Consider the following 18892-nt stretch of genomic DNA (forward strand, 5'->3'; position numbering starts at 1 on the left):
CCGCTCGACGGGGAAACGTTCGATCAGGTCGCCGCCCGGCACCGCGCGGCCCCCGGGAGGGGGCGCTCGGTGTCCTCAGCATCCCGCTGATCCGGGCGACGGTCCAGGCACCCTCGGCGCCCCGGCGGTCACGGCTCGCTCTGCGGGTAACCATCGTGAGCGGCCAGGTCCTTGTTGATGTCCTCGACCGCCGCGTCCAGCGTCTTCTCGACCGGGGCCCCCGCGAAGACGCTGTCGGCGACCGCGCGGGAGAACGCCTTGGTGATCGCCGGGTACGCGGGGGTCTGCGGCCGGGGCCGGGCGACACCGCCGCGCAGTTGCTCGATGAACAGCCGCTCCGGACCGTTCTCGTCGAACTTCTTGGAGAGGCCGACCGCCCGTTCCGTCCCGGGGATCGCCCCGTTGGCCTCGCTCATCCTCAACACCTGCTCCGGCCGCAGCAGATACTCCAGGAACCGCCACACCGCGTCGCCGTCCGCGCCGCCGGAGGGGATGCCCCACTGCCAGGAGCCCATCCCGGTGGCGGTGCCGGCGCCGAAGTCGGGCAGCGGCACGATCGCCACGTCCCCGGGGTGCGCCGCACTGAACTCGCCGTACTTCCAGTGCCCCATCCAGGACAGGGGGGTGCGTCCCTTCACGAACGCGTTCTTGTTCCGGTCCCGGTCGACGTATCCCTTCGTCACCCAGCTCTGCAGGGTGGTGAGCGCCTTCACCGACTCGGGGCCGTTGAGGAAGCCGTCCGCCGTGCGGAACCCCTGGGGGTCGATGAGGTCGCCGCCGGCCGACCACACGGCCGGGGCGAAGGCGTAGGTGTTCCACTCGTCGGGGCTCGCCGAGTCGACGAAGTTGAGGTCGAGGGGCGCCTCGTACCCCTCGGCCCGCAGCTTGCGCAGGATCCCCGTCAGCTCGTCGGCGGTCCAGGCGTCCCCGGTGCCCTTGGGGATCCGGATCCCGGCCTTGCGGAGCACCGAGGGCCGTACGTACAGACCGAGCCCGGAGTCGAAGGTTCCGACCCCCCACAACCGGCCGTCGTACGTGCCCTGTTGGCGGATCGAGGGCAGCAGGTCCTTGCGGACCCCGGCGGGCACACAGGAGTCGATCGGCTTCAGCTTGCCGGACCAGGCGTAGCTGTAGAGGTTGGGGCCGTCGAAGTCGAGGAGGTCCGGGAGGTCTCCGCTGGCCGCCGCGGACAGGACGAGCTCGGTGTACGGGCGCTGCTCGGGCAGGGTCACCAGTTCGACCCGCACCTGCCGCTGGGCCTTGTTGAACTCCTTGACCTGGCTGCGCAGGGTGCTCTGCTCACCGCTCTGCCCGGCGTGGAACCACAGGGTGATGTGGGCGGTGCCGTCGATCCTGCCGTCGCAGGTCGTGTCACTCGCCGCCTTGCCGTCCGCGCCCTGCCGGTCCTCCTCGTCACCGGCGCTGCATCCGGCCAGTAACAGTGCCACCGCCGCCATTCCCGCCACCAGGGCACGACGGATCTGACGTCTCCCGACGCCGTTGTGCGACGCGTTCATCGCGTAGTACTCCCATTCGACCGGGCCACTCGGCCCCCAGGGCAGCGACATGCTACTCCCCGTGGCCTGTTCGATTCCCTCGGTGAGTGGGAACGGATCGAATCGGCAAGGGACATCAGCACATTCCACGTAACGGGGCACGCGCCGGGAGGACACTTTCCGGCTGACCGGGATGTGGTTCCGTCACCGGCCGGGGGAGGCTGTCAGCATGTCCACGCGCTGTCTCATCGTCGACGACAGTGCCCGATTCCTGGAGGCCGCCCGGGCCCTCCTCGAACACGACGGGATCCGGGTCGTCGGCGTGGCGTCCACCGGCGGTGAGGCGCTGGCGCGGATCGCGGAACTGGCGCCGGACGTCGTCCTGCTGGACCTCGACCTCGGCGGCGAGAGCGGACTGGACCTCGCGCCGACGCTCGCACGCGCAGCACCGTCGGCCGTGATCGTCCTGACGTCCGCGCATCCCCTGGAGGACGTCCGGGAATTGGTCGCGGCCGCTCCGGTGCGCGGATTCCTTCACAAGTCGAGGCTCTCGGGACAGGCGCTGCGCGACCTGCTGGGGCCCGGTCAGGGGTCCCCGGAGCACTGAGGATCTTGCCGTCGGTGTCCGGCCATGTCCCGTCCCGGGTGTTGTCGGGACTTTGTCAACACGCTTCAATGCGGGGGAACTCAGGGCGGGGAACGCCGTCGTACGGATGTGAAGACGGACGGTCGCCGAGAGCCCCGCGCGTCCGCGGGGCGCCCCGACCGGCCCACGCGTGGTCCGACCAGCCGACGCGCACCTCACAGAAAGGCTCCTCCATGCGGCACGCCACAGAGCACGCCGACGTCGCGGCGATCGCGAACGTCGCCACCGCGGAGCTGGAGTCGGCCCTGCGGGGTGGTCCCTTCCATGTGGCGCTGCGCGCCGCGATCGCCGCGCGCGGACTGCCGTTGCAGCGGGTGCAGCACCATCTGTCGCGCCACGGGGTCAAGGTCGGGGTGACCAGCCTGAGTTACTGGCAGCAGGGCGCCCGGCGCCCGCAGCGCCCCGAGTCGCTGCGGGCGGTGCGGGCCCTGGAGGAGATCCTGCAACTGCCGGACGAGTCGCTGATCCGTCTGCTGGCCCGGTCCGAGGAGCCCTCCGGGCCGGGCCGCGGCGCCGGCCGTTCCTACCGCTCCTTCATGGAGGCCTCGGGTGTCCTGGAGCGGCTCCTCGGCGAGCTGGGGTCGCCGCTCGACGGCGGGGTGCACACCATCGGCCATCACGAGCGGGTGCGTGTCGGCGCGCACCGGGAGCTGCTGGGCCGCGAGTCGCAGCACATCGTGCGGGCGCACCGGGACGGCGTGGACCGCTATGTGGCCGTCCACCACGGCGACCCGGGCTGCGCCCCGGAGCGGATGGCGGTCCGCGCCCTGGAGAACTGCCGCCGGGGCCGGGTGCGCTGGGACGACGACACGGGGGTGCTGGTCGCCGAGTTCCTCTTCGACACCCGGCTGCGCAGCGGCGACACGTTCCTGTTCCGCTACGGCGTCGACGACGGGACGGCCGGGGTGTGCACCGAATACGTCCGCGGTTTCCGGTCGGGGGGCGGGCAGTACGCCCTCCAGGTGCGCTTCGACGAGCGGGCGCTGCCGGTGCGCTGCCACCGGTTCAGCCAGCACTCGCAGGCCTCCCCGCGCGGAGGGCGGCAGGCCCTCCCCCTGAGCGGACTGCACCGTTCGGTGCACCTGGTGGAGCCCCGGGTGCGCACGGGGGTCCTCGGGATCGGCTGGGACTGGGAGTGAGGGCGAAGGGGCCGGGGTTCCCTCCCCAGGGCCTCGGTCGGGGGCGCGGGCCGGGGTGCCTTCCTCCGTGCCGCGCGGGCCGGCGTGTCCTCCTCCAGGACCTCGGTCGGGGCCGCCCGTCGCGGGGCGAAAACCTCTGAGGTACCTTCCGGCGGAGACATCCCAGAAAGGACCCCTTCGTGATCGTCGTCGCCGGTGAAGCCCTGATCGACCTGGTCCCGAGGGGTTCGGGTCCGCTCGTGGATCTGCGGCCGGCGCGCGGCGGCGGGCCGTACAACACGGCGGTCGCCCTCGGCCGTCTCGGCTCCCCCACGGCGTTCTGCTCCCGCGTGTCGTACGACGTCTACGGCGAGGCCCTGCTGACCGGGTTGCGCGAGGCCGGTGTGGACGTGACATCGGTGCAGCGCGGCCCGGAGCCGACGACGCTGGCGCTGGCCTCGATCGGCGAGGACGGCTCCGCCCGCTACTCCTTCTACGTGGAGGGCAGCGCCGACCGCCTGTTCGAAGCCCCGGAGCGGCTCCCCGCGGGCACCCGCGCCGTCTCCTTCGGCACCTGCTCCCTGGTCCTGGAGCCGGGGGCGAGCGCGTACGAGGAGCTGCTGCACGGCGCGGCCGCGCGCGGGGTCTTCACCGCCCTCGACCCCAACATCCGGCCGGGCCTCATCCCCGACCCGGCCGCCCATCGCGCCCGCTTCAAGAGCTGGCTGCCCTCCGTGTCGCTGCTGAAGCTGTCGGAGGAGGACGCCGAGTGGCTGGGCGGCACCCCGGAGCAGTGGCTGGCCTGCGGCCCCGCGGCCGTCGTGGTGACCCGGGGCGGGGAGGGGCTGACCGCCTACACCCGCGACGGCGCCGAGCACCGTGTGCCGGGCGAGAAGGTCGATGTCGTCGACACCATCGGTGCCGGTGACACGGTGAACGCGGCCCTCCTGCACGGCCTGTCCGCGCGTGACGCCCTGTCCACGGCCTCGCTCGCGGCCCTGACCGCCGAGGACTGGGGCGGACTGCTCCGCTTCGCCGCCCGCGCGGCCGCGGTCACCTGCTCCCGAGCGGGCGCGGAACCGCCGTACGCGTCCGAGGTGGACGGGGACTGATCCGCCCCGGTGGTGGCGGAACGAACGGCGTGCCCCGCGGGGAGGTTCCCGCGGGGCACGCCGTTCGTCCGGGTCGGGCAGGGTCAGGCCTTGCCCGCCCGCGTGGTCTCAGGCCTTGCGGGCCCGCGTGGTCTTCTTCGCGGGAGCCGCCTTCTTCGTGGCCGAGGCCGTCTTCTTGGCCGCCGTGGAGCCGGTGCTCCTCGTCGTGCGGGCGGTGGCCGTCTTCTTGGCCGTCGCCCCGGCGGCGACCGCCTTCTTGGCCGTGGCCCCGCGCGGCGCCTTCACCGGTGTGGCGTCGCTGATCCGGTCGGCGCCGAGGATCTCGCGCAGGAACTTGCCGGTGTGGCTGGCCGGGACCCCGGCGATCTGCTCCGGCGTGCCCTCGGCGACCACGAGACCACCGCCGGCGCCGCCCTCGGGACCCATGTCGACGATCCAGTCGGCGGTCTTGATCACGTCGAGGTTGTGCTCGATGACGATGACCGTGTTGCCCTTGTCGACCAGGCCGGACAGCACCTTGAGGAGCTTGCTGATGTCCTCGAAGTGGAGACCGGTGGTCGGCTCGTCCAGGACGTAGACCGTGCGGCCGGTGGAGCGCTTCTGCAGCTCGCTGGCGAGCTTCACACGCTGCGCCTCACCGCCGGACAGGGTGGTCGCCGCCTGGCCGAGGCGGACGTAGCCGAGGCCGACGTCCTTCAGGGTGTTGAGGTGGCGGGCGATCGCGGGGACGGCCTCGAAGAAGCCCGTCGCCTCCTCGATCGGCATGTTCAGCACCTCGGCGATGGACTTGCCCTTGTAGTGGACCTCCAGGGTCTCCCGGTTGTACCGGGCGCCGTGGCAGACCTCGCACGGGACGTAGACGTCCGGGAGGAAGTTCATCTCGATCTTGATGGTGCCGTCGCCCGCGCAGTTCTCGCAGCGGCCGCCCTTGACGTTGAAGGAGAAGCGGCCGGGCAGATAGCCGCGGACCTTCGCCTCGGTGGTCTCGGCGAACAGCTTGCGGATGTGGTCGAAGACGCCGGTGTAGGTCGCCGGGTTGGACCGGGGGGTGCGGCCGATGGGCGACTGGTCGACATGCACGACCTTGTCGACGAGGTCGTCGCCGTCCACGCGCGTGTGCCGTCCCGGTACGTTCCTCGCGCCGTTCAGCTCGCGGGCGAGGTGGGTGTACAGGATGTCGTTGACCAGCGTGGACTTGCCGGAGCCCGAGACGCCCGTGACGGCCGTGAAGACGCCGAGCGGGAAGGACACGTCGATGTCCTGGAGGTTGTTCTCCCGGGCGCCGTGCACGGTGAGCCGGCGGGTCGGGTCGAGCGGGCGGCGGATGTCGGGCAGCGGGATGGCCTTCCTGCCCGAGAGGTACTGCCCGGTCTGCGACTCGGTGTTCGCCAGCAGCTCCTTCAGGGAGCCGCTGTGCACGACCTTGCCGCCGTGCTCACCGGCGCCGGGGCCGATGTCGACGACCCAGTCGGCGGTCTTGATGGTGTCCTCGTCGTGCTCGACGACGATGAGCGTGTTGCCCATGTCGCGGAGCCGGACCAGGGTCTCGATGAGCCGGTGGTTGTCCCGCTGGTGCAGACCGATGGAGGGCTCGTCGAGGACGTAGAGCACGCCGACGAGTCCCGAGCCGATCTGGGTGGCGAGGCGGATGCGCTGGGCCTCACCGCCGGAGAGGGTGCCGGCCGCGCGGTTCAGCGAGAGGTAGTCCAGGCCGACGTCGACCAGGAACCGCAGCCGTTCGTTGACCTCCTTCAGCACGCGCTCGGCGATCTTCTTGTCGCGGGCGGTGAGCTTCAGCTCGCCCAGGAAGTCCGCGCAGTCGCTGATGGACATCGCGGAGACCTCGGCGATCGACTTGTCCATGATCGTGACCGCGAGGACGATCGGCTTCAGACGGGTGCCCTCACAGGTGGGGCAGGGCACCTCGCGCATATAGCCCTCGAAGCGCTCCCGGCTGGCGTCGCTCTCGGCCTCGCTGTGCCGCCGCTTCACGAAGGGGACGGCGCCCTCGAAAGCCGTGGTGTACACCCGCTCGCGGCCGTAGCGGTTGCGGTAGCGGACCTCGATCTGCGTCTTGTGGCCGTACAGCAGGGCCTTCTTCGCGCGCTGCGGGAGACCGGCGAAGGGGATGTCGGTCCGGAAGCCCAGCGCGTCGGCGAGGGCGCCGATGAGGCGGCCGAAGTAGTCCTTGGTGTGGCCGTGCGACCAGGGGTGGATGGCGCCCTCGTCGAGCGACTTGTCCTCGTCCGGGACGATCAGCTCCGGGTCGACCTCCATGCGCGTACCGATGCCGGTGCAGTCGGGGCAGGCGCCGAAGGGCGAGTTGAAGGAGAAGGAGCGGGGCTCCAGCTCCTCGAAGGACAGGTCGTCGTACGGGCAGTACAGGTGCTCCGAGTACATGCGCTCGCGCTCGGGGTCGTCCTCGGGGAGATCCACGAAGTCGAGCACGACCATGCCGCCGGACAGGCCGAGGGCGGTCTCCACGGAGTCGGTGAGCCGGCGCTTGGCGGAGTCCTTCACCGTGAGGCGGTCGACGACCACCTCGATGGTGTGCTTCTCCTGCTTCTTCAGGGTGGGCGGGTTGGACAGCTGGACGGTCTCGCCGTCCACCCGCGCGCGGCTGTAGCCCTTGGTCTGGAGGTCCGCGAAAAGGTCGACGAACTCGCCCTTGCGCTCCCGCACCAGCGGGGACAGCACCTGGAAGCGGCTGCCCTCGGGCAGCTCCAGCACGCGGTCGACGATCGCCTGCGGCGACTGGCGCGTGATGGGGCGGCCGCATTGGGGGCAGTGCGGCTTGCCGATGCGCGCGAAGAGCAGCCGGAGGTAGTCGTAGACCTCGGTGATCGTGCCGACCGTCGAGCGCGGGTTGCGCGAGGTCGACTTCTGGTCGATGGAGACCGCCGGGGACAGACCCTCGATGAAGTCGACGTCCGGCTTGTCCATCTGCCCGAGGAACTGCCGGGCGTAGGAGGACAGCGACTCGACGTACCGGCGCTGGCCCTCCGCGAAGATCGTGTCGAAGGCCAGCGAGGACTTGCCCGACCCCGACAGGCCCGTGAAGACGATGAGCGAGTCGCGTGGGAGGTCGAGCGAGACGTTCTTCAGGTTGTGCTCGCGCGCGCCACGGACGATGAGACGGTCGGCCACGCCGGTCCGCACCTTTCTTGAGTGAAGTGACAGGAGCGGAGCCCCCAGTCCTTCTCAGACTAGGGGGAGCCACTGACAGCGCCGGTCCTGTTTCCCCGTTCCACAACAATCCCGGGCCTTCCAGCATGCCCGACGCAGGACTCGACCATATAGCACGTGCATTCGATTTCGGTCCGGGGTCCACCGCCTTCACCCGAAGGAGTGGCGGAGCTAGGGTCGGCGTCATGAAGTTTCACGCGCGTGACCTGGACTCTGTACGGGAAGCGACCGAGCGGCTCCTCACCGCAGTCGCCAAGATGGACAACGCGGCTGTGACCCAGCCGTCACGGCTGCCCGGCTGGACCCGCGGCCATGTCCTCGCCCACCTCGCCCGCAACGCGGACGCGATCGTGAACGTCCTGGAGGGGCGTCCCATGTACGTGTCCGGCGAGGCCCGCGACGCCGACATCGAGCGGGACGCGCCCCGGCCCCTGGACGCCCAGCTCGCGGACCTGCGCGACAGCGCGAACCGCTTCCAGGACGCCGCCGCCGTCCCCGCGGACTGGTCGCGCACGGTCGAGCTGCGCAACGGCGTCACGGACGAGGCGTCGCGGGTGCCGTTCCGGCGCTGGATCGAGGTGGAGCTGCACCACGTGGACCTCGGCATCGGCTACGAGCTGGAGGATCTGCCGGAGGAATTCACGCAACGCGAGATCAACTTCTTGACGGAGCGGTTCCGCGACCACCCCGCCGTCCCCGCGGTGACGATCAAGCAGGACGACGGACGGCTCCTGTTCACCGGAGCCGTGAAGGGACTCACCCCGGAGCAGCTCGAGAGCGGCAGCCACACGCTCATGGTCACCGGCCGCCAGGCAGACCTCCTCGGCTGGCTCGCCGGACGACGCGACGGCACCGCCCTGCGCGTCGAGGGCGGCACCCTGCCGTCCCTGCCCGCGCTGTAGCGGCCGCGGGCGCCCCCGCGCCCTAGACTGACGGCCATGACGTACAGCGGAGCGGTGAAGGTCGGCGGCCCTGCGGATGTGCACGAGCTGCCGGACCTGATGATCTCCAAGGTCGCGGTGGGACCGATGGACAACAACGCTTATCTGTTGCGCTGCCGGGCCACCGACGAGCAGTTGCTGATCGACGCCGCGAACGACGCCGGCACCCTGCTCACGCTGATCGGTGACGACGGCATCACGTCCGTCGTCACCACGCATCAGCACGGCGACCACTGGCAGGCGCTCGCCGAGGTGGTGGCCGCCACGGGTGCCCGTACGTACGCGGGGCGGGACGACGCCGAGGGCATCCCGGTGCCGACCGATGTGCTCGTCGACGACGGCGACACCATCCGGGTGGGGCGCGTGGAGCTGACCGCGCGCCACCTGGTGGGCCACACGCCGGGTTCGATCGCCCTGGTCTACGACGACCCGCACGGGCATCCCCATGTGTTCACCGGGGACTGCCTCTTCCCGGGGGGCGTGGGCAACACCCGCAAGGACCCGGTGGCGTTCGCCAGCCTCATCCACGACGTGGAGACGAAGATCTTCGGCACCCTGCCCGACGAGACGTGGGTCTACCCCGGCCACGGCAACGACACCACGCTCGGCGCCGAGCGGCCTCACCTCGGCGCGTGGCACGAGCGGGGCTGGTAGCTCGGCGTATCGGCGCGACGAGGTCGCCCATACGATCTGTCGGCGCCCACCGGGGGCCACCGGACCGCCGCACCGGTGGCCCAGGACGGCGAGCGGCGGGAGGAGCGGTGAGTCCGGCTCAGGTATGGGGGACGACAGCCACGGGGCAGCGTCCGTGATGGAGGGCGGCGTGAGCGACGTGGCTCAGCAGCGGCCCCGTGTGCGCGTGTCGGTGCACGCGCCGGCCGACGACCAGCAGCCCGGCGTCCGCGGTGGCCTGCACGACGGCCTTGGCGGGGCTCGTGAGGCGGACACTGTCGGACACGTCCACCCCCGGGTACTTCTCCTGCCAGGGTCGGAGCGCCTTGTCCAGTTCCTTCTTGCCGTTCCTCGTCATCTCCTCGGTGACGTCGTGGTCCACACCCCAGGGGGTGCGGGCGTGGAGCGGCACGCTGCGGCCGAGGACGGCCAGCAGGGGAGCGCCGCGCACGGCGGCGGCGTGGAAGGCGAAGTCGAGCAACTCGTCGCTGGACCCGTGCGGTTCCACCGCCACGACCACGCGGCTCGCGGTTGCCGGAGGCGGGTGTTCCTTTTCCGGGACCGTGCGGACCACGACGACGGGCCGGTCGGCGCGTGCCACGACCGGGAGGCTGACGTCGCCCAGGAAGTAGCTCGAGAAGGTCTCCAGCCTCCGGGAGCCGAGCACGAGGATCTCGGAATCCGATGCCGCCCGCAGCAGGGCCTCCCGGGCGTCCTCGGCGACCAGGCTGCCCACGACCGTCAGGCCCGGATGGCGTGTCTGCAGCTCCGACTGCGCGGTGTGGACCAGACGCTTCGCCCAGTAGTTCTGGTCGACTTCGGAGGGCCCGCGGAGGGGCTCCGGCACCAGCATCGGCCACGCGTGCAGCAGCCTCAGGGTGAGCTTGCGCCTATCGGCCTCGTCGGCGGCCCAGCGGGCGGCGGTGAGGCTCTCCGGTGAGCCGTCGAGGCCCACGGTGACGACTGGTTGCATGGCGGGGGCCTCCGTCTCGTACGAAACTGGACATGACGGTGAACGAGTCCGGGGGCGAGCCGTCCGGACGTCGCCGGCGGGCCGAGCGTGGTGCGTTTCTCTCCCTTCGACAAGTACACCAATCCCCTGCGGCGCGCATGTGGACCTAGGGAGGACAGGACGGGCGAGGATGCCGGAACGGTGACGTTTCCGGGTCAGAGTGGTTGGGGCACCGGAATCCCGGCGAGAACGATCATGGTCGTTCAGCAGGCGTGACCGGTCTGGCGCGGGGGTTCGGAGCTGGCGCCCTCAGGAGAGTCGCGGCGTCATACTCGGGGCGTTCCTCACCCGAGTGGGCGGAAACGTCGTTCCCGATGTACCCGCCGCCGGCCTCCCAGGGGGTTCTCCTGGGAGAACGTGCACAGGTCGCTCATCTGCCGGAGTGGCACGCGCGGGTCGGTGAACACCCGCGCGCCGCACGGCAGTTGCCGAGCCGTACGCCGGGGGCACGGGGCGCGCTCTCACGCGCCCCGTGTGAATCGAACGCACACGCCGGTGTCACGCGCGCGCTCCCAGCGCACGCCCTGGCGTAGTCCACTGGAGGACAGGTCCGCATGGGATGACGGCTCCCGCGCGGATGGGCCGCCGGCCTCCCAATCCCCGCCCTCGGCCGGCGGCCCCGCCCAGGTTCACAGGATTGCAACACGCGTTCCCACTATGCGGACAATTGCCGACGTGACCTCGACAAACGGGTCGTGGCGCTGTCAGTCTCCCGCCATGCGTCCTGCCCTTCGAGCCCCGCGCCCGTCCCGTCGCACCGTCTCCGCCGCCACCGTCGCCCTGTTCGCCACGGTCGCGGTCGGGTGCGCCCCGCAGCCGGAGGAGGACCCGTCCGGCAAAGCCTCCGCCTCGGCGACCGGAGCGTCGTGCGCCAAGGGCGAGTTGCGCACCGAGGCGTCCGGGAAGCTGACCGTCGCCACCGACTCCCCCGCGTACGAGCCCTGGTTCAAGGACGACGACCCGAAGAACGGCGAGGGCTTCGAGTCGGCGGTCGCGTACGCCGTGGCGAAGCAGCTCGGCTACGACAAGGCGGACGTCGTCTGGCAGTCCGTGCCCTTCAACAAGGCGTACGCGCCGGGTGAGAAGACCTTCGACTTCGACATCAACCAGGTGTCCGTCAGCGACGAGCGCAAGAAGGCCGTGGACTTCTCGTCCGGTTACTACGACGTGCGCCAGGCCGTCATCGCCCTCAAGGGCTCCAAGGCCGCGAAGGCGAAGAGCATCGCCGACCTCAAGGGCCTCCACCTGGGCGCCCAGGTCGGCACGACCAGCCTCGACTACATCGACGACGTGGTGAAGCCCGGCCAGGACCCCGCCGCCTACGCCAAGAACGACCAGGCCAAGTCCGCGCTGAAGAACGGCCAGATCGACGCGATCGTCGTCGACCTGCCGACCGCGTTCTACATCACCGCCGCCGAGGTGACGGACGCGACGATCGTCGGCCAGTTCGAGAACAAGGGCGGCACCCCTGAGCAGTTCGGCCTGGTCCTCGACAAGGGCAGCGCCCTGACGCCGTGCGTGACGGCGGCCGTGGACGCGCTGCGCGAGGACGGCACCCTGGCGAAGATCGAGCAGAAGTGGCTCTCCGACGCCATCGACGCCCCGGTACTCAAGTGACCGTCGTGAAGGAGGAGCCGGGCCGGGACGGCGCGGACGACGACGGCGGCATGCCCGGCGGGGACGACGGCTACGTCCCCTCCGCGCGACGGCTCGACCGGGAGCGGTACAAACGCGCCCGGTCCCGGCGCGCCACGGGCATCGCCGCCCTGTCGACCCTCGTCACGGCCGTCGTCCTCTACGTGGTCGTCGTCAACGCGCCCGGCTGGCCGCGCACCAAGGAGACGTTCTTCAGCGCGCAGTACGCGCGCGAGGCGCTGCCCGAGGTGCTCGAAGGGCTCTGGCTCAATGTGCGGCTGCTGCTGGTGTGCGGTGCCGCCGTGCTCGTCCTCGGCATGCTCATCGCCATCGCACGGACCCTGCGCGGCCCGGTGTTCTTCCCGGTGCGGGCGCTGGCCGCCGCGTACACCGACTTCTTCCGCGGTCTCCCGCTGATCATCAACCTGATGATCGTCGTCCTCGGGGTCCCGGCGCTCCGCCTCCAGGGCGTGACCGTCGACCCGGTCCTGCTCGGCGGCACCGCGCTGACCCTGACGTACTCGGCGTACGTCGCCGAGGTGTTCCGCGCCGGCATCGAGTCCGTGCACCCCTCGCAGCGCGCGGCGGCCCGCTCGCTGGGCCTCACCAACCGGCAGGCGCTGCGGCACGTCGTCCTGCCCCAGGCGGTGCGCCGTCAGGTGCCGCCGCTCCTCAACGACCTGGTGTCGCTCCAGAAGGACACCGGTCTGGTGTCGATCGGCGGTGCGATCGACGCGGTGCGCGCCGCCGACATCATCGCGGGCCGCAGCCTCAACTACACGCCGTACATCGTCGCGGGACTGGTCTTCGTCGCCCTGACCATCCCGATGACCCGCCTCACCGACTGGGTCACGGCCCGGATGGACCGGCGGCGGGCCCAGGGAGGCACGATATGAGCGACGCTCCCAAGGCGGTCGAAGTGTCCGGGCTGCCCGAGCTGCCCGACGCCCCCGTGCTGCGGATGGAGTCCGTCCGCAAGACCTTCGGCGGTGCGCCCGTTCTGCGCGACGTCGACCTGGAGGTCGCCCCGCACACCGTGACGGCGCTGATCGGCGCCTCCGGGTCCGGCAAGTCGACGCTGCTGCGCTGCGCCAACCTGCTGGAGGAGATCGACGACGGGGCGATCTGGCTGGACGGCGAGGAGATCACCGACCCACGGGTGGACCAGGACACGGTACGGCGCCGTATCGGTGTGGTCTTCCAGTCGTACAACCTGTTCCCGCACATGACCGTCCTGGAGAACATCACCCTCGCCCCACGCCGGGTGCACGGTGTGGGCCGGGCGGAGGCGGAGGAGCGGGCCCGTGAGCTGCTCGACCGGCTGGGGCTCGGCGCCAGGGCGGGCGAGTACCCGGACCGGCTGAGCGGCGGGCAGCAACAACGCGTGGCGATCGTCCGCGCGTTGGCCGTACGGCCCCGGCTGCTGCTCCTGGACGAGATCACCGCCGCCCTCGACCCGGAGCTCGTGGGCGAGGTGCTCACCGTCGTCAGGGACCTGAAGGACGAGGGCATGACCATGGTCCTCGCCACGCACGAGATGGGCTTCGCCCGCGATGTCGCCGACCAGGTCTGCTTCCTGGACGGCGGGGTGGTGCTGGAGCGCGGGACCGCCGAGGAGATCTTCGGCGACCCGCGGCAGGAGCGCACCCGGCGCTTCCTGCGGCGGATCGTGGAGTCGGGCCGCCTGTGAGGTGATGACTCGTGGCGTCGGGCCCGCGGTGAGGCGGGGGTCGCCGTCCTCGACGGACGCGCGGTCGTCAGGCGTCGGCCTTCCCCGCGCCCACCAGCGCGGCCACCCGCTCCACGCCGAACACATAGCCCTGCACCCCGCAGCCGGCGATGACACCGTCGGCGCGCAGCGAGACGTACGAGTGGTGCCGGAACGTCTCCCGCTGGTGGATGTTGGAGATGTGCACCTCCAGTACGGGCAGGCCGTCACAGGTGTTGAGGGCGTCCAGGATCGCCACGGAGGTGTGCGAGTAGGCGCCGGGGTTGATGACGATCCCGCAGTGGTTCAGCCGTGCCTCGTGGATCCAGTCGACCAGCTCGCCCTCGTGGTTGGACTGCCGGAGGTCGACCGTGCCGCCGTGCGCGGCCGCGGCCTTGGCGCACATGGCCTCCACGTCGGCGAGCGTGTCGGAACCGTAGATCTCGGGCTGCCGCTGGCCCAGCAGGTTCAGGTTGGGCCCGTTGAGGATCATGATCGGGGCGTTGGCGAGGCTGCGGGGCACGGTTCCTCCGGTCCGTTCGGGTGGGCGGCCCGCCGGGGCCGCTGCTCGGACCCGGTTTATCACGATGCGACGCCCTGGTGAGAGGCCCTAGCCTCCCGTCATGACCATGCCCATGCATCCCCCCAAGCCGTCGCCCGGCGACCACGTGGCCGTCGTCTCACCCGGCGCCGGTCTGCCCGGACTGTTCCCTCGGCCCTTCGAACTCGGACTGGAGCGGCTGCGGAAGGAGTACGGACTCGAACCGGTCGAGTACCCGACGACCCGAAGGATGGGTTCGACACCTCGGGAACGGGCCGACGACGTCCACGCGGCCTTCGCGGACCCGGACGTCAAGGCGGTGTTCACCTCCATCGGCGGCGACGATCAGATCACCGTCCTGCCGCTGCTGGACCGGGAGTTGATCCGGGCCAACCCCAAGCCGTTCTTCGGGGTCAGCGACAACACCAACCTGCTGGCCTTCCTGTACAACGCCGGGATCGTCGGCTACCACGGCGGGACCGTGATGACCGCGCTGGGCAGGCCCGGCGCCCTGCACGCGGTGACCGCCGAGTCGCTGCGCGCCGCGCTGTTCACCTCGGGGCCGTACGAACTGCGGCCCGCCGAGCGCTTCAACGACATCGAGCGCGACTGGGCGGACCCGGCGACCTTCGACGCGGAGCCGGGGAGCCGGCCCGGCGCCGGATGGACCTGGGTGAACGCCGACCGGGTGGTGGAGGGCCGCAGTTGGGGCGGCTGTCTGGAGATCCTGGGCTGGCTGCTGATGGCCGACCGCGAGGTGCCGCACGACCTGTCCGTCTTCGACGGGGGCGTGCTCTTCCTGGAGACCTCGGAGGAACTGCCCAGCGGCGAGGAGGTCTTCCGGACGCTGCGGAACATGGGTGAGCGCGGGCTGCTCGGGCGCTTCTCCGCGCTCCTGATGGGCCGCCCCAAGACCTGGTCCTTCGAGAAGCCCAACAGCCCCGAGGAAGCGGAGCGTTACGCCTCCGGCCAGCGGGAGGCGGTGCTGCGTGCGATGCGGGTGTACGCCCCGGACACCACGATCGTCTTCGACGTGGACCTCGGGCACACCGATCCGCAGGTCGTCATGCCGTACGGCGGTGCGGTCAGGGTCGACGGTCCCGCCCGGCGCATCACCGTGAGCTACTGACCTCGGTTGACGCCACCCGGGACGCAGCACGTCGCGCGGGCCTCCGCACGCCCCCGTAACCAGGTGTCACGGCGGGTAGTTGACGCTGCATGCACAGTGCACGCAACGGAGGACCACCCTCCATGCCGCGACTCGCGGCCGCCTCGCTCGCCGGGACAGCCATCGAGTTCTACGACTTCTTCGTCTACGGGACGGCGGCGGCCCTCGTCCTGGGGCCGTTGTTCTTCCCGACGTTCTCGCCGCTGGCGGGCACCCTCGCGGCCTTCGCGACGTTCGGGGTCGGCTTCGTGGCCCGGCCGCTGGGCTCCGTGCTCTTCGGGCACATCGGGGACCGGCACGGGCGGCGCCCGGTCCTCGTCGCGTCCCTGCTGCTGACCGGGGGCGCGACCGTCGCCGTCGGCTGCGTCCCCACCTTCGACTCGATCGGTGTCACCGCCCCCTTCCTCCTGCTCGTCCTGCGCTTCCTGCAAGGGCTCGGGCTGGGCGGGGAGTGGGGCGGGGCGGTGCTGCTGACGGCGGAGCACGCGCCGGCCGAGCGGCGCGGGCTGTGGTCGAGCTTCCCGCAGGTCGGCCCCGCGGTGGGCTTCCTGCTGGCCAACGGGGTGATGCTGGCGCTGGCGGCGACACTGACGGACGCCCAGTTCGCCTCCTGGGGATGGCGGGTGCCGTTCTGGGCGGCGGGCGTCCTGGCCGTGGCCGGGCTGTGGCTGCGTGCGTCGCTCGTGGAGAGCCCGCGGTTCCTGGAGATCGACGACCACGCGCGCGTGCCGCTCGCCGAGGTGGTGCGCGACCACTGGCGGCTCGTCCTGCTGACGGCCGGGGCGCTCTCCGTCGGGTACGCGGTGTTCTACACGGTGACGACGTGGTCCCTCGCCTATGGGACCGAGCGGCTCGGGGTGAGCCGTACCGTCATGCTGACGTGCGTCATGGGCGCCGTGGTCGTGAAGGGCGCCCTCACCCCGCTGGCGGCCCTGCTCGGCGACCGATACGGACGGCGCCCCCTGTGCCTGGCTGGGTGCGCCGCCACCGTGCTGTGGATGTTCCCCCTGGTCGCACTGCTGTCGACCGGCGAGCCCCTGCTCATGTTCCTCGGCTTCCTGGTGGCGATGCTCGCGTTCGTCACGATGTTCGCCGTCATCGCCGCGTATCTCCCGGAGCTGTACGAGCCCCGGGTGCGCTGCACGGGAGCCGCCGTGGGCTACAACCTCGGCGGGGTTCTCGGCGGTGCCCTCACCCCGATCGTGGCCACCGCCGTGTCCCAGGGCGGCCGGGTGCCCTGGGGGGTCGGCGCCTATCTGACGGGGATCGCCCTGCTGAGCCTCGGCTGCTTCGCGCTGCTGCCGGAGACCCGGCCGGTCCCGAGGGCCACGACGGAGGCGGCGGAGGCCACGGCGGGGTGAGCCGACGGGGGTGCTGGGGGCGTCCCTGCCAGCGGTCGGGGGCGCCCGGTCTACGGGGTCACCGCGAGTTCCAGGTACGCCGCGAAGATCACGAGGTGCACCCCGCCCTGGAGCGGCGTCGCCCGCCCCGGCACCACCGTCAGCGAGGCCACCACGACGGTCAGGGCGAGCAGCACCATATGGGTCGCGCCGAGGCCGAGGACAAGGGGACCGGAGAGCCAGAGCGAGGCCAGGGCCACCGCCGGGATGGTCAGGCCGATGCTCGCCATCGCGGATCCGAGGGCGAGGTTGAGGCTGGTCTGGACGCGGTCGCGGCGGGCGGCGCGCAGGGCGGCGATGGTCTCGGGGAGCAGCACGAGCAGGGCGATGACCACACCGACGACGGCGTGCGGCAGCCCCGCGGCCTGCACACCGGACTCGATGGTCGGCGAGACGCCCTTGGCGAGGCCGACCACTCCGACGAGCGCGAGGCCGAGCAGTCCGAGGCTGACGGCGGCGGTACGGGCGGTCGGCGCCTCGGCGTGGTCGTCGGAGGTGATCACCTCGCCCTGCCGGGTGATCGGCAGGAAGTAGTCCCGGTGGCGCATGGTCTGGGTCGCCACGAAGAGGCCGTAGAGCAGCAGTGACGCCAGGGCCGCGAAGGTGAGCTGAGCCGTGGAGAACTCCGGGCCGGGCTTGGTCGTGGTGAAGGTGGGCAGCACCAGGCTGAGCGTGGCGAGGGTCGCGACCGTGGCGAGGGCGGCGCCGGTGCCCTCCGGGTTGAAGACGGCGAGTCCGTGACGCAGTGAGCCGACGAGGAGGCACAGGCCGAGGATGCCGTTGCAGGTGATCATCACCGCCGCGAAGACGGTGTCCCGGGCGAGGGTGGAACTCTTGTCGCCGCCGTCGGCCATGAGCGTGACGATCAGCGCCACCTCGATGATCGTCACCGCGACCGCGAGGACCAGCGATCCGAACGGTTCGCCGACGCGGTGGGCGACGACCTCGGCGTGGTGGACGGCGGAGAGGACGGCCCCCGCGAGCACCAGCGTGACCACGGCGACGAGCACCCCGGGCAGATCACGCCCCCAGGTCAGAACGAGCAGGACGACCGCGGCCACCGGGACGGCGGCGGTCCATCGCGCCGTGAGCGACCGGAGTCGAGCGAGCATGCGGTGATCCTTTCAGACGTGAAGGGGCCCCGCACACCGGTCGACGCCGTGGATGCGCGTCTTCGGTGGGCGGGGCCCCTTCGATCGTTGCTGTGCTGTGCGGTGGCCGCGTCAGGCCTCGACGCTGTCCTTCTCGGCGCCTTCGCTCTTCGTCTCCGCCTCGGCCGCCGCCTGCTTCTTGGAAGCGCGGAGGCTGGTGATCGTGGTGACGATCAGGACCGAGACGATCACACCGAGGGAGACCGGGATGGAGATCTCGGGTACATGGACGCCGGACTCGTGCAGCGCGTGCAGGACCAGCTTCACGCCGATGAAGCCGAGGATGACCGACAGCCCGTAGGACAGGTGGACCAGCTTCTTCAGCAGCCCGCCGATGAGGAAGTACAGCTGCCTCAGGCCCATCAGCGCGAACGCGTTGGCCGTGAAGACGATGTACGGGTCCTGGGTCAGGCCGAAGATGGCCGGGATCGAGTCCAGGGCGAACAGGACGTCGGTGGTGCCGATCGCGAGCATCACGACGAGCATCGGCGTCATGACGCGCTTGCCGTTCTGCTCGATCCAGAGCTTGGTGCCGTGGTAGCGGTCGGCGACACCGAAGCGCTTCTCGGCGGCCTTGAGGAGCTTGTTCTCCTCCCACTCCTCGTCCTCCTCGTCGGCCCTGGCCTCCTGGATCAGCTTCCAGGCGGTGTAGATCAGGAACGCGCCGAAGATGTAGAAGACCCAGGCGAAGCTGGCGAGGATCGCCGCGCCCGCGGCGATGAATATCGCACGGAGCACCAGGGCGATCAGCACACCGATCAGGAGCACCCGCTGCTGGTACTGCGAGGGCACCGCGAACTTCGCCATGATCAGGACGAAGACGAAGAGGTTGTCGACGCTCAGCGACTTCTCGGTGATGAAGCCGGCGAAGAACTCTCCGGCCGGCTGGCCACCGGCGAAGACGAACAGTCCGAGTCCGAAGAGGCCGGCCAGGACGATCCAGACGACCGTCCAGATTCCGGCTTCCTTGATGGACACGTCATGGGGCTTGCGGCCGATGAAGAAGTCGACCGCGATGAGGGCGGCAAGGCCCACCACTGTCAGGACCCACAGGGTCGTGGAAACATCCACTGCGCCTCCGGCAGTACGTAACGGCAAATTGCAGC

The 18892-nt window shown here is 71.0% G+C and carries 16 protein-coding genes; 10 read left to right on the forward strand and 6 right to left on the reverse strand.

All coding sequences use genetic code 11. The annotated features are described in order from the left end of the window. Positions 1–128 precede the first annotated feature (128 nt). Positions 129–1568 carry an ABC transporter substrate-binding protein gene (locus M8J73_RS14095; protein ID WP_079055034.1) on the reverse strand — a complete coding sequence of 480 codons (1440 nt, stop codon included), beginning with the start codon at positions 1566–1568 and terminating at the stop codon, positions 129–131. Between the two features lie 157 nt (positions 1569–1725). Here M8J73_RS14095 and M8J73_RS14100 point away from each other — a divergent pair, with 157 nt between their 5' ends. The 3 genes from M8J73_RS14100 (at position 1726) to M8J73_RS14110 (ending at position 4372) form a co-directional block, all read left to right on the forward strand. Next, on the forward strand, positions 1726–2103 hold the full coding sequence (locus M8J73_RS14100) for a response regulator (protein WP_055540626.1): 378 nt from the start codon (positions 1726–1728) through the stop codon (positions 2101–2103). 212 nt (positions 2104–2315) lie between these two features. Next, positions 2316–3281 (forward strand): hypothetical protein, encoded by a 966-nt coding sequence (locus tag M8J73_RS14105; RefSeq protein ID WP_055540614.1) that lies wholly within the window; start codon positions 2316–2318, stop codon positions 3279–3281. 179 nt (positions 3282–3460) lie between these two features. Next, complete coding sequence (locus M8J73_RS14110) at positions 3461–4372, forward strand: carbohydrate kinase family protein (protein WP_055540615.1); 912 nt, start codon at positions 3461–3463, stop codon at positions 4370–4372. Between the two features lie 108 nt (positions 4373–4480). Here the strand turns inward: M8J73_RS14110 and uvrA are convergent, their stop codons facing one another. After that, on the reverse strand, positions 4481–7519 hold the full coding sequence (gene uvrA / locus M8J73_RS14115) for an excinuclease ABC subunit UvrA (protein ID WP_055540616.1): 3039 nt from the start codon (positions 7517–7519) through the stop codon (positions 4481–4483). A gap of 224 nt (positions 7520–7743) precedes the next feature. Between uvrA and M8J73_RS14120 the strand changes: the two genes are divergently transcribed. Both M8J73_RS14120 and M8J73_RS14125 read left to right on the forward strand, forming a co-directional pair. Then, entirely contained in the window at positions 7744–8460 is a 717-nt protein-coding gene (locus M8J73_RS14120; RefSeq protein ID WP_055540617.1) for a maleylpyruvate isomerase family mycothiol-dependent enzyme, read from the forward strand. Between the two features lie 36 nt (positions 8461–8496). Next, entirely contained in the window at positions 8497–9153 is a 657-nt protein-coding gene (locus M8J73_RS14125) for an MBL fold metallo-hydrolase (RefSeq protein WP_055540618.1), read from the forward strand. Between the two features lie 118 nt (positions 9154–9271). On the opposite strand, the gene M8J73_RS14130 is transcribed toward M8J73_RS14125, so the two are convergent. Next, positions 9272–10144, reverse strand: coding sequence for a universal stress protein (locus tag M8J73_RS14130; RefSeq protein ID WP_055540619.1), 873 nt, complete (start codon positions 10142–10144; stop codon positions 9272–9274). Between the two features lie 756 nt (positions 10145–10900). On the opposite strand from M8J73_RS14130, the gene M8J73_RS14135 reads away from it, so the two are divergent. The 3 genes from M8J73_RS14135 to M8J73_RS14145 are packed head-to-tail and all read left to right on the forward strand — an operon-like array spanning position 10901 to position 13508. Then, positions 10901–11800: an ABC transporter substrate-binding protein gene (locus tag M8J73_RS14135; RefSeq protein WP_055540620.1), complete on the forward strand. Its 900-nt coding sequence runs from the start codon at positions 10901–10903 to the stop codon at positions 11798–11800. Continuing rightward, the gene (locus M8J73_RS14140; RefSeq protein WP_055540621.1) at positions 11797–12714 is read left to right on the forward strand and encodes an amino acid ABC transporter permease; all 918 of its coding nucleotides are present in this window, start codon (positions 11797–11799) and stop codon (positions 12712–12714) included. The genes M8J73_RS14135 and M8J73_RS14140 overlap by 4 nt, the downstream gene beginning before the upstream one ends. Continuing rightward, a complete protein-coding gene (locus tag M8J73_RS14145) occupies positions 12711–13508 on the forward strand; it encodes an amino acid ABC transporter ATP-binding protein (protein WP_055540622.1) in 798 nt (265 codons plus the stop codon). The genes M8J73_RS14140 and M8J73_RS14145 overlap by 4 nt, the downstream gene beginning before the upstream one ends. 67 nt (positions 13509–13575) lie before the next feature. On the opposite strand, the gene aroQ is transcribed toward M8J73_RS14145, so the two are convergent. Beyond that, complete coding sequence (aroQ, locus tag M8J73_RS14150; protein WP_055540623.1) at positions 13576–14049, reverse strand: type II 3-dehydroquinate dehydratase; 474 nt, start codon at positions 14047–14049, stop codon at positions 13576–13578. Between the two features lie 100 nt (positions 14050–14149). On the opposite strand from aroQ, the gene M8J73_RS14155 reads away from it, so the two are divergent. Both M8J73_RS14155 and M8J73_RS14160 read left to right on the forward strand, forming a co-directional pair. Continuing rightward, the gene (locus tag M8J73_RS14155) at positions 14150–15196 is read left to right on the forward strand and encodes a S66 family peptidase (RefSeq protein WP_055540624.1); all 1047 of its coding nucleotides are present in this window, start codon (positions 14150–14152) and stop codon (positions 15194–15196) included. A 122-nt stretch (positions 15197–15318) separates the two neighbouring features. Continuing rightward, entirely contained in the window at positions 15319–16596 is a 1278-nt protein-coding gene (locus M8J73_RS14160; protein WP_249828674.1) for an MFS transporter, read from the forward strand. Between the two features lie 50 nt (positions 16597–16646). Here M8J73_RS14160 and M8J73_RS14165 read toward each other — a convergent pair whose 3' ends face one another. Both M8J73_RS14165 and M8J73_RS14170 read right to left on the reverse strand, forming a co-directional pair. Continuing rightward, entirely contained in the window at positions 16647–17747 is a 1101-nt protein-coding gene (locus M8J73_RS14165) for a calcium:cation antiporter (RefSeq protein ID WP_055542602.1), read from the reverse strand. Positions 17748–17858: 111 nt separating this feature from the next. Further along, on the reverse strand, positions 17859–18857 hold the full coding sequence (locus M8J73_RS14170; RefSeq protein WP_055542603.1) for a TerC family protein: 999 nt from the start codon (positions 18855–18857) through the stop codon (positions 17859–17861). Positions 18858–18892: the final 35 nt, after the last annotated feature.

It is taken from the genome of Streptomyces neyagawaensis (genome assembly GCF_023516595.1).
GTDB lineage: Bacteria > Actinomycetota > Actinomycetes > Streptomycetales > Streptomycetaceae > Streptomyces > Streptomyces neyagawaensis.